This is a genomic window from Kineococcus esterisolvens, assembly GCF_050871405.1.
Lineage (GTDB): Bacteria > Actinomycetota > Actinomycetes > Actinomycetales > Kineococcaceae > Kineococcus.
In genome coordinates this window covers 1-10503 of sequence record NZ_JBJLRI010000103.1, presented here as the reverse complement: position 1 = coordinate 10503, position 10503 = coordinate 1, and the positions used below count along the sequence as shown (strand labels likewise).

Sequence of the window (10503 nt, the reverse complement as noted above, 5' to 3'; positions counted from 1 at the left end):
GCCCCGGCACCGTCCGGTGCCGGGGCGCCGCCGCGGGGCCGGGCGGGTCAGCCGGTGAACGGCTCCACGCGCAGGACCTGCACGGGGATCTCGCGGCCGTTGGGCGCGGTGTAGCTCACCCGCTCGCCCGCCTTGCGGCCCAGCACCGCCGAACCCAGCGGCGAGCGCTCGCTGTAGACGTCCAGGCCGCCCGCGTCGCCGACCTCCCGGCTCCCCAGGAGGAACTTCATCTCCTCACCGGCCAGCTCCACCGTCACCACCGAGCCCAGGGTCACCTCGCCGGAGGCCGACGGCGCCGCCTCGCCCACCTGGGCGGTCTCCAGCAGGTGGCGCAGCTGCCGGATGCGCAGCTCCTGCTTGCCCTGCTCCTCCTTGGCGGCGTGGTAGCCGGCGTTCTCCTTGAGGTCACCCTCCTCGCGGGCCTGCTCGATGCGCTTGGCGAGCTCGGTGCGACCCGGACCGGACAGGTGGTCGTACTCGGCCTTGAGCCGGTCGTAGGCGTCCTGGGTCAGCCAGGTGACGCCGCTGGTCGTCTCGCTCACGGTCACTCCTCGTCGCACTCCCTCGGGCGAGGCCTCGTGCCTGCCCCCAAACACCGAGTCGCCCGGCCCCGCGACCGCGGGAGCGAGCGACTCGAAGGGACCACGTTAGCCCCGGCGGGCTCAGCCCTCCACCTCTGCGCACGACTCCACCTGCACCGTCACCGCCCGGGACGTGGTGCGCAGCTGCACCGTGCGCTGCACCTGGCGCTCCGGACCGGCGGGCACGTCCACCCGCACCAGCCCCACCTCGGCGGAGGAGGCGTCCAGCGCGTGCACGGTGCACTGCACCGCCGTCCCCGGCTCGCGGCTCACCGCGAAGCGCAGCTGCGCCGTGCGGTCGTCCAGGACGCTGTACTGCAGCACCGTGGACGCCGGCCCCTGCGACTGCCACACCGCCACCCACGCCCCGTACGCCAGGACGAGCAGCGCCCCCAGCACCGCGGCGGCCAGCGGCAGCGGCCGGCGGTACCACGGCCGTGCGGGGCGCGGCCGGCGCCCGTAGCGCGTCGCGAGCAGGTCGTCGGAGGGGTCGCTGGGCACGCGGGGGCTCCCGGTTCTCGGAGGGGGTGTCTCGACGGTCAGGCCGGTGGGCGAGGATGTGCACCGATGGTCGCACCCGCCACCGGCGGGGCAGCGGCGGCGGGGAAGTGGAGGAGGAGCGCCAGTGGCGGAGACGCTGCGGCTGATGGCCGTGCACGCCCACCCGGACGACGAGTCGAGCAAGGGTGCCGCGTCGACGGCGCGCTACGCCGCGGAGGGCGTGGAGGTGCTCGTGGTGTCCTGCACGGGCGGTGAGCGCGGCGACGTGCTCAACCCGCGCCTGCAGGGCGACGCGCGGATGCTGCGCGACATGGCGGAGTACCGGCGCCGGGAGATGGCCGAGGCCGCCCGCATCCTGGGCGTGCAGCACCGCTGGCTCGGCTACGTCGACTCCGGGCTGCCCGAGGGCGACCCGCTGCCGCCGCTGCCGGCGGGGTGCTTCGCGCTGACGCCGCTGGACCTGGAGGTCAACGCCCTCGTGCACCTCGTGCGCGAGTTCCGCCCGCACGTGATGACCACCTACGACGAGTCCGGCGGCTACCCGCACCCGGACCACATCCGCTGCCACGAGGTCTCCCGCGCCGCCTTCGACGCGGCCGCCGACCCGCAGCGCTACCCCGCGGCGGGCGAGGCGTGGCGCACCTCGAAGCTCTACTACCACGCGAACTTCTCCCGGAAGCGGATGACCGCCTTCCACGAGGCCCTGCTGGCGCAGGGCAAGCCGTCCCCCTACGCGGAGTGGATCGCGAGGGTCGAGGAGGCGGACGCGGACCCCGCCGCGCCGAAGCGCGTCGAGCTGGAGGTGACCACTCGCGTGGAGTGCGCCGACTACTTCGACGTCCGCGACCGCGCCCTGCTCGCCCACGCCACCCAGATCGACCCGGACGGCTTCTTCTTCGGCGTGCCCAACGACGTGCAGCGCGAGCTGTGGCCCACCGAGGACTACCACCTCGCCGTCTCCCACGTGCCCACCGAGCTGCCCGAGGACGACCTGTTCGCCGGGCTGCGCACGCGGGGGCCGGCGTGACGGGGGCCGGCGTGCTCGGGGCCGGCGGTGAGCCGCTGCTCGCCGCGGCCCCCACCCCGACGGGCACCTCGACGGGCACGCCCCTGCCCACCCAGCAGCAGACGGTGGACGCCGACCTCGTCACCCCCGGCCTGTGGGGGTTCGTCTCCCTGTTCGCGATGGCGGTGGCGGTCTACTTCATCGGCCGCGGCATGGCCCGGCGGGTGCAGCGGGTCAACCAGCGCGCCCGCCTGGAGGCGGAGGAGCGCGCCGAGGCCGCCCGGGCCGCCGAGCGCGGACCGGACAGCGGCCGGCGGGGCTCCCGGGAGGACCCCCGGGAGGGCTGAGCCCTCAGCCCCGCACCACGGCGGTGGTCCGCTCGGCCACCGGGCGGGCCAGGTGCTCGTCCACCGCGGCGAGCACCGCGACCACCTCGCGCCCGTGGGTGACGTCCAGCGGGTCCGGCCCGCCGCCGGCGGCGCTCGCGCGCAGCCGGTCCACGGCGCGGGCGAACCCCTCCTGCGGGGTGCCGTGGAAGCGCGGCAGGTCGTGCCGGCCTCCCGGCCCCCACACCGAGGCGAACGACCCGCCCGCCCCGGCCGGGGCGGTCAGCGTCAGCGACAGCGCGCTGCCCGCCCCGCCGCGGTGCTCCAGGGCGACGTTCACCGCGTCGCGCGCGCCGCGCCCGGCGCTGACCCGCTCCACCGGCGGCAGCAGCTCCAGCAGGATCGACAGCGCGTGCGGCCCGGTGTCCCACAGCCCGCCGCGCTCGCGCCGCCACGCCGAGGCGCCGTACGGGTTGCCGGGCACGTCGATGGTGCCGGCCCAGCGGGCGATCGCCCCCTCCCACGGCCCGTGCTCGGCGGCCAGCGCCCGCATCCGCCCCAGCCAGTCGGTGATGTCCGGCTGGAACAGGTACGTCGCGTAGAGGACCGAGGCCACGCCGCCCTCGCGCACCGCCGCGACCACGTCGTCGGCGGCGGCCACGTCCAGCGCCAGGGGCTTGTCCACCAGCACGTGCCGGCCGGCGCGCGCCGCCCGCGCCGCCAGCGGTGCCTGCACGTGCGGCGGCAGGGCGATCGTCACCGCGTCCACCGCGTCGATCAGCTCCTCCGGGGAGGCGAAACCCCGGCCGCCGACCCGGCCGGCCACCTCGGCGGCCCTCGCCGGGTCGCGGCCGGCGAACCCCACCAGTTCCACGTCCGGGTGCGCGGCCAGCGCCGCCCCGTGGCAGGTCGCGGCCCAGTGGCCGGTGCCGAGGACCCCGAACCGTCGCGGTGCGTCGCTCATGCGGCCACCCTGCCGCACGCGCGCCCGGTCGTGACCACCCGGTGCCTGTGGCAGCGTGACGGTGTGCCCAACCGCCTGCAGCGCTCCCGCAGCCCCTACCTGCAGCAGCACCGCGACAACCCCGTCGACTGGTGGGAGTGGGGACCGGACGCGTTCGCCGAGGCGCGCCGCCGCGACGTGCCGGTGCTCGTGTCCACCGGGTACGCCGCCTGCCACTGGTGCCACGTCATGGCCCACGAGTCGTTCGAGGACCCGGCCACGGCCGCGCAGATGAACGAGCAGTTCGTGTGCGTGAAGGTGGACCGCGAGGAGCGGCCCGACGTCGACGCCGTCCACATGTCGGCCACCACGGCCCTGACCGGGCAGGGCGGCTGGCCGATGACGACGTTCTGCACCCCGGCGGGGGAGATCTTCTTCGCCGGCACCTACTTCCCGCCCCGCCCGCACCCGCAGGTGCCCGCCTTCCGGCAGGTGCTCGACGCGGTCACCGACGCCTGGCGGAACCGCCGCGAGGAGGTCCTCAGCTCCAGCGCGCGCATCGCAAGGGCGCTGGGCGAGGCCGCCACCCCCTCCGGCGGCGCCCCGCCCGCGGACGACGACCTCGTCGCCGCGGTCGCAGCACTGGCGGCCGAGGAGGACCGCGAGAACGGCGGGTTCGGCGGCGCCCCGAAGTTCCCGCCGTCGATGGTCGTGGAGTTCCTGCTGCGGCACGCCGCCCGCACCGGCTCCGACGTCGCCGCCGGCCTGGCCGCGCGCACCCTCACGGCGATGGCCCGCAGCGGGACGTGCGACCAGGTCGCCGGTGGTTTCGCCCGCTACGCCGTGGACGCCGGCTGGGTCGTGCCGCACTTCGAGAAGATGCTGTACGACAACGCCCTGCTGGCCCGCGCCTACCTGCACTCCTGGCGCGCCACCGGCGACGCCGAGCACCGCCGCGTCGCCGAGCAGGCGTGCGAGTGGATCGTCGCCGGCCTGGGCACCCGCGAGGGCGCGTTCGCCGCGTCGCTGGACGCCGACACCCCCGTCCTCGACGCCGAGGGGCGGGTGCACGCCGTCGAGGGCGCCACCTACGTGTGGACGCCCGGTGACCTCGTGGAGGTCCTCGGCATCGACGACGGCCCCTGGGCCACCGAGCTGCTCGGCGTCACCGAGGCCGGCACGTTCGAGCACGGCACCTCCACCGCGCGCCTGACCCGCGCGCTGCGGGGCGAGGAGCTGACGCGCTGGCTGCGGGTGCGCGAGCGCCTGGCCGCCGCCCGCGCCGACCGGCCCCAGCCCACCCGCGACGACAAGGTCGTGCTCGCCTGGAACGGGCTGGCCGTCGCGGCGCTCGCCGAGGCGGGGGCCCTGCTGGCCCGCCCCGACCTCCTGCTCGCCGCGCGCACCGCGGCGGACTTCCTCGCGCGGGTGCACCGCGTGGACGGTCGCTGGCGGCGCGTCTCGCGCGACGGCGTCGTCGGTGAGCCCGCCGCCGTCCTGGAGGACCTCGGCGACCTGGCCGAGGGCCTGCTGGCCCTGCACGCGGCCACCGGCGAGCACCGCTGGGCCGGCCTCGCCCGCGAGGTGTGCGAGGAGGTGCTGGCGCAGTTCGCGGCCGAGGGCGGCGGGTTCCACGACGTCGCCGCGCACGCCGTCGACCCCGCCCTGCACGCCGCCCGCGCAGGCGCCGAGCGCCCCTCCGACCCCTCCGACGGCGCCACCCCGTCGGGCTGGACAGCCGCCGCGGGCGCGCTGCTGGCGGTGGGTGCGCTGACGGGGGAGTCGCGCTTCACCGAGGCGGCGGTCGGGTCCCTCGGGGTCGTCACCGCGCTCGCCGCCCAGGCGCCGCGCTTCGCCGGCTGGGGCCTGGCGGTGGCGGAGGCGCTGCGCGACGGCCCCCGCGAGGTCGCCGTCCTCGGTGAGCCGGGCGACCCGGCCGCGGCGCTGCTGCACCGGGTCGCGCTGGCCGGCACCGCGCCGGGCCTCGTCGTGGCGCGCGGCGTGCCGGGGGAGTCGGACCCGCCGCTGCTGGCCGGGCGGGGCCTCGTCGGCGGGCGGGCCGCCGCGTACGTGTGCCGCGGGCAGGTGTGCGAGGCGCCGACGACGGACGCGGGCGCGCTGGCCGCCGCGGTGGGTGCCCGCGCGGGTTGAGGTCCCCGCGGGCCCCGGGGCGTGCCTCAGCCGCGGCCGGCGCGCTCGACGATCCCGGTGGCGATGTCGCGCAGCTTGCGGTTGGCGTGCTGGGACTGCTTCACCAGGTGCGCGAAGGCGTCCTCGGGGCTGCAGCGCAGGTTCGCCACCAGCACGCCCTTGGCCTGCTCGATGACCGCGCGCGACTGCATCGCGACCTGCAGGTTCGCGCTGAGGGCCACCGCGGAGGCGTGCAGCGAGTGGTTGGCCAGCGCGACGGCCGCGTACCCGGCGAAGACCTGCAGCAGCTGCACGGCGTCCTCGTCGAGCACGCCGTCGTCGAAGCGGTAGACGTTGATGCTGCCGAGGATGCGCTGCGGCACCGGCACGCCGACCGGGAGGCAGCTGCGCACCCCCTGGCGGGCGGCGACGGCGCCGAAGTCGGGGTGGACCCCGGTCGTGGCGGTGTCGTCGACGCGGACGGTCTGCCCGGACTGGGCGGCGTCCAGGCACGGGCCGGAACCGGCCTCGTACCGGCGCTCGTCGAGGGTGGCGGCCAGCTTGCCGCTGAAGGCGGCGCTGCGGGCCTCCCCGTCCTCCAGGGGGTCACCGAGACCTCCTCGGCGCCGGGCACGCACGCCCTGGCCAGCTCGGCCACGCGGGCCAGCACCTCGCCCAGCGGGGTCTCGCCGACGACCAGCCGGCCCAGCTCGGCGAAGGCCTCCTGGAGTTCCACCGTCTCGCCCGGTGCGGTGGGCTGCGGCGGGGGCGGCTGCTGCGGGACTCCCGCCCCGCTGCCGGTCCCGGCGCTGCCGGTCCCGGCGCTGCGGGGGGCGGTGTTCCCGGTCACGAGGGCTCTCTCGGGTCCGGCAGCGCAGACCCCGGTGTCTCCAGGCCGCGCGGCACGCGGTTCCCGCGACCGCTCGTGCGGGAACGGGACCTGCGAGAGCTGTGGTTGCAACCCCGGCCACCGCACCGCCCGGCCTGGTGGGCCGGGCTCTGCGCGACGGCGGCGCAGTGCCGCGAGCGTAGCCGCCGGCGCTGCCGGGACGTCCCGGCAGGTGCGCAGGTGCTTCCCCGGGGTACCTCCCCCCCGGACGGTCCAACCCGCGGCGTCGTCCGGACGAGGGGGCGGTCGTGAAGGGCGTGACGGGCGGGGGAGCCCGGCTGGAGCTGGCGGGCGGGGTCGAGCCGTTGCGCCGGGCGCGGCTCTTCGTGCGGCTGCAGGCCGAGCGCTGCGGGCTGCAGGAGTGCGGCGACGACGCGGCCCTGGCCGCCGCGGAACCGCTGGACGGCGCCGAGGGTGACGCGGTGCCCGCGGCGGTGCAGGTCGGCGCGGCCGACGGGGGCCTGCTCGTCGCCGTGGAGCTGCGGGGCCGCCGGCTGCTGCACCTGCGCGAGCACTCCGAGGCGCTGCTGTCGGGGCTGTCGTCCTGCTGGGGCTGGGAGGCCCGCCCGCGGGGCGTGCACGTCTGGTGCCGCCTGGGCGGCGACGACGCCCACCAGGAGGGGCGCGCCGGGACGGGTGAGCGCTGCGGCGGCCGCTCGTGAGTGGGGTGGTCAGGCGGTGTGCGAGGCCGTCGCGAGCGCGATGGCGGCGAAGTGGGCCGCGAAGCCCACGACCGTGCACGCGTGGAAGACCTCGTGGAAGCCGAACCAGCGCGGGCTGGGGTTCGGGCGCTTGAGCCCGTAGACCAGGGCGCCGGCCGAGTAGGCGGCACCGCCGGCGACGACGAGGGCCGCCACCCACCACCCGCCGCCGCGGGCGAAGTCGTCCAGGTAGCCCACCGCGACCCAGCCGAGGGCCACGTACACGGGCGTGTAGAGCCAGCGCGGTGCGCCGACCCACAGCACCCGGAAGGCGACGCCGGCCAGCGCTCCGGCCCACACCAGGGTGAGCAGGCTGCGCGCCTCGCCGGGGGGCAGGGTGGTGACGGCCAGCGGCGTGTAGGTGCCGGCGATGATGAGGAAGATGTTGCTGTGGTCCAGGCGCCGCAGCAGGGCGCCGGCGCGCGGCGACCAGGTCCCGCGGTGGTAGACGGCGCTGGTGCCGAACAGCAGGGCGGCGGTGGCGGTGAAGACGCCGGCGGCCGCCCGCGCGGCCGTCGTGGGAGCCAGCGCGACCAGCGCGAGGCCGGCGGCGACGGCGGCGGGGAACGTGCCGGCGTGCAGCCAGCCGCGCAGGCGGGGCTTCGCCTCGGCGGTCCGTGGAGCGGGGGCGGCCGTCATGCCGAGACCGTACGCTACGGGACCGTAGGTACGGTTCGCGGCGATCGGGCCGGTGCTCGGGGACACGGGTATACGGTGAGCGCCGATGGCCTTCCGGGATCTCCTCTACGGCGCGTACGGGCGGCGGCTGGAACGGTCGCTGGACCCGTCCGTCCTGCCGCGCCACGTCGGGATCATCCTCGACGGCAACCGCCGCTGGGCCAAGGCGTTCGGCGCGCCCAGCGCGCACGGCCACCGCGCCGGCGCGGACCGGGTCGTGGAGTTCATGGGCTGGTGCGACGACGAGGGCATCGAGGTCGTCACCCTCTACCTGCTGTCCACCGACAACCTGCACCGGCCGCAGTCGGAGCTGGCGCCGCTCATCGAGATCGTCGAGGACTGCGTGGCGCGCCTGGCGGCGGCGCGGCGCTGGCGGATCCACCCCGTGGGTGCGCTGGAGCTGCTGCCGGCGGCGACGGCGCAGCGGCTGCGCGAGCTGGCGCGGGCGACGGCGGACATCGGCGGTGCGGTCGTGAACGTGGCGATCGGGTACGGGGGCCGCCAGGAGATCGCCGACGCGGTGCGCTCGCTGCTGCGCGAGCACGCCGTCGCGGGCACCCCGATCGAGGAGCTGGCCGACGGGCTGACCGTGGACCACATCGCCGCGCACCTGTACACCAAGGGCCAGCCGGACCCGGACCTGGTGATCCGCACTTCCGGCGAGCAGCGCCTGTCGGGCTTCCTGCTGTGGCAGAGCGCGCACACCGAGCTGTACTTCTGCGAGGTCCTGTGGCCGGACTTCCGCAAGGTGGACTTCCTGCGGGCGCTGCGCGACTACGCCGCCCGGGAGCGCCGCTTCGGCTCCTGACGCCGCGACCAGCCCGGGGTCCCTCCGGCGGCGTCGCCGGGCCGTCGCCCCGACGTCACCGGATGCTCACCCGGACGGGCGTGCCCGTGGGCGTGTTCGGCCCGCTGCGCGGGGCCCCCGGGTCTAGCGTCGGGGGTGACGGGTGGCGCCCGCCGCCCGTCCGGGAGGTCGCCGTGCGTGCTGTCCATCGCAGCGGGGAGGCCCGGTCCCGGGTCGCCCGCACGGTGCCCTGAGGTCCCGGTCCGCCGCTGCTTCAGGGGGTCGGGTCGCGCTCGCGCCGGGCCCCGGAAACGGGAGACGTCCGTGGTCACCAGCTCCAGCCCCGCGCGCCGCACGTTCGTCCTGGACACCTCCGTCCTGCTGTCCGACCCGGCGGCCCTGAGCCGCTTCGCCGAGCACGACGTCGTCCTGCCGCTGGTGGTGGTCAGCGAGCTCGAGGGCAAGCGCCACCACCCCGAGCTGGGCTACTTCGCCCGCGAGTCGCTGCGCCGCCTGGACGACCTGCGCGTGCAGCACGGCCGCCTGGACCGCCCGGTGCCCGTCGGCGACGAGGGCGGCACCCTGCGGGTGGAGCTGAACCACTCCGACGCCGCCTCGCTGCCCTCGGCGCTGCGCACCGGGCCGCTGGCCACGGCCGGCGACACCCGCATCCTGGCGGTGGCGCGCAACCTCGCCGACGAGGGCCACGACGTGACGGTGGTGTCCAAGGACGTGCCGCTGCGCGTGAAGGCCTCGGCGGTGGGCCTGACGGCCGACGAGTACCGCGCCGAGCTCGCGCCGGACTCGGGGTGGACGGGGGTGGCCGAGCTGACCGCGACGGCCGAGGAGGTCGCCGCCCTGTACGAGGCGGGGTCGGTGGAGCACCCGGAGGCGCGCGAACTGCCCGTGAACACGGGGGTGGTGCTGTCCTCCCCGCACGGGCACGCGCTGGGGCGGGTGGGGGCGGACAAGCAGTTGCGGCTGGTCAAGGGGGACCGGGAGGCGTTCGGGGTGCGGGGCCGATCGGCGGAGCAGCGCATCGCGCTGGACGCCCTGCTGGATGCGTCGGTGAGCATCGTGTCGCTGGGCGGGCGCGCGGGCACCGGCAAGTCGGCGCTGGCGCTGTGCGCCGGGCTGGAAGCGGTGATGGAGCGGCGGGAACAGCGCAAGGTGGTGGTGTTCCGCCCGCTGTACGCCGTGGGCGGGCAGGAGCTGGGGTACCTGCCGGGCACCGAGGCCGAGAAGATGGGGCCCTGGGGGCAGGCGGTCTTCGACACGCTGGAGGCGCTGGTGGCCCCGGCGGTCCTGGAGGAGGTCGTGGACCGCGGGATGCTCGAGGTGCTCCCGCTGACGCACATCCGCGGCCGGTCGCTGCACGACGCCTACGTGATCGTCGACGAGGCGCAGTCGCTGGAGCGCAACGTGCTGCTGACGGTGCTTTCGCGCATCGGGCAGGGCTCGAAGGTGATCCTCACGCACGACGTGGCGCAGCGCGACAACCTGCGCGTGGGCCGGCACGACGGGGTGGCGGCGGTCGTGGAGGCCCTCAAGGGGCACCCGCTGTTCGCGCACGTGACCCTGACCCGGTCCGAGCGCTCGCCGGTGGCCGCCCTGGTGACCGAGCTGCTCAACGACTTCGGAGCGTGATCTTGAAGGTCTGCTGAGTGATCAAGGCTTGCGGATTCCCGTTCGTCGAGGCCATCAAACCCCCTCGGCGAGCCGTGGGAGTGTGAGAAGCCCCACGAAATTCGACGCAGTGTTGCCTGCTCTTTACCTCGTTGTGACGAACGGGCACGGGTGAGGTTGCTTCCACCGCCCGGGTCGGGGCACCGTCTGCGACCGACAGCACCCCGCCGCTGCCGCCCGGCCCCGCGCCGGCCGGTGGCCGCGCCCCGCTCGGCCGCCCCGGCCCCGGCCGCCCTCCCCCCCCCCCGCCACGCGCGCCCGCCGGCCCGCCAGGC

General features: G+C 76.6%; 11 protein-coding genes. 6 read left to right on the top strand and 5 right to left on the bottom strand.

Features of this window, described 5'->3' with window-relative positions; all coding sequences use genetic code 11:
* Positions 1–47: 47 nt before the first annotated feature.
* Positions 48–542: a transcription elongation factor GreA gene (greA, locus tag ACRYR8_RS19905; RefSeq protein WP_432486025.1), complete on the bottom strand. Its 495-nt coding sequence runs from the start codon at positions 540–542 to the stop codon at positions 48–50.
* Between the two features lie 120 nt (positions 543–662).
* Positions 663–1082, bottom strand: a complete 420-nt coding sequence (locus tag ACRYR8_RS19900; protein WP_432486024.1) for a DUF4307 domain-containing protein — start codon at positions 1080–1082, stop codon at positions 663–665.
* A gap of 124 nt (positions 1083–1206) precedes the next feature.
* Between ACRYR8_RS19900 and mca the strand changes: the two genes are divergently transcribed.
* Together mca and ACRYR8_RS19890 are read left to right on the top strand one after the other, a co-directional pair.
* Positions 1207–2109 carry a mycothiol conjugate amidase Mca gene (mca, locus tag ACRYR8_RS19895; protein WP_432486023.1) on the top strand — a complete coding sequence of 301 codons (903 nt, stop codon included), beginning with the start codon at positions 1207–1209 and terminating at the stop codon, positions 2107–2109.
* Complete coding sequence (locus tag ACRYR8_RS19890) at positions 2106–2435, top strand: hypothetical protein (protein WP_432486022.1); 330 nt, start codon at positions 2106–2108, stop codon at positions 2433–2435. The genes mca and ACRYR8_RS19890 overlap by 4 nt, the downstream gene beginning before the upstream one ends.
* A 4-nt stretch (positions 2436–2439) precedes the next feature.
* Here ACRYR8_RS19890 and ACRYR8_RS19885 read toward each other — a convergent pair whose 3' ends face one another.
* Entirely contained in the window at positions 2440–3378 is a 939-nt protein-coding gene (locus ACRYR8_RS19885) for a Gfo/Idh/MocA family protein (RefSeq protein ID WP_432486021.1), read from the bottom strand.
* 63 nt (positions 3379–3441) lie between these two features.
* Between ACRYR8_RS19885 and ACRYR8_RS19880 the strand changes: the two genes are divergently transcribed.
* Positions 3442–5508 (top strand): thioredoxin domain-containing protein, encoded by a 2067-nt coding sequence (locus ACRYR8_RS19880; protein ID WP_432486020.1) that lies wholly within the window; start codon positions 3442–3444, stop codon positions 5506–5508.
* A 26-nt stretch (positions 5509–5534) separates the two neighbouring features.
* Here ACRYR8_RS19880 and ACRYR8_RS19875 read toward each other — a convergent pair whose 3' ends face one another.
* Positions 5535–6125, bottom strand: a complete 591-nt coding sequence (locus ACRYR8_RS19875) for a GAF and ANTAR domain-containing protein (RefSeq protein ID WP_432486019.1) — start codon at positions 6123–6125, stop codon at positions 5535–5537.
* Between the two features lie 499 nt (positions 6126–6624).
* Here ACRYR8_RS19875 and ACRYR8_RS19870 point away from each other — a divergent pair, with 499 nt between their 5' ends.
* Positions 6625–7038 (top strand): hypothetical protein, encoded by a 414-nt coding sequence (locus ACRYR8_RS19870; RefSeq protein ID WP_432486018.1) that lies wholly within the window; start codon positions 6625–6627, stop codon positions 7036–7038.
* Between the two features lie 9 nt (positions 7039–7047).
* Here ACRYR8_RS19870 and trhA read toward each other — a convergent pair whose 3' ends face one another.
* Positions 7048–7716: a PAQR family membrane homeostasis protein TrhA gene (trhA, locus tag ACRYR8_RS19865; protein ID WP_432486017.1), complete on the bottom strand. Its 669-nt coding sequence runs from the start codon at positions 7714–7716 to the stop codon at positions 7048–7050.
* Between the two features lie 85 nt (positions 7717–7801).
* Here trhA and ACRYR8_RS19860 point away from each other — a divergent pair, with 85 nt between their 5' ends.
* Positions 7802–8563 carry an isoprenyl transferase gene (locus ACRYR8_RS19860; protein WP_432486016.1) on the top strand — a complete coding sequence of 254 codons (762 nt, stop codon included), beginning with the start codon at positions 7802–7804 and terminating at the stop codon, positions 8561–8563.
* A gap of 303 nt (positions 8564–8866) precedes the next feature.
* Positions 8867–10189, top strand: coding sequence for an RNA 5'-3' helicase PhoH2 (locus ACRYR8_RS19855; RefSeq protein WP_432486015.1), 1323 nt, complete (start codon positions 8867–8869; stop codon positions 10187–10189).
* The last annotated feature ends 314 nt before the right edge of the window (positions 10190–10503 follow it).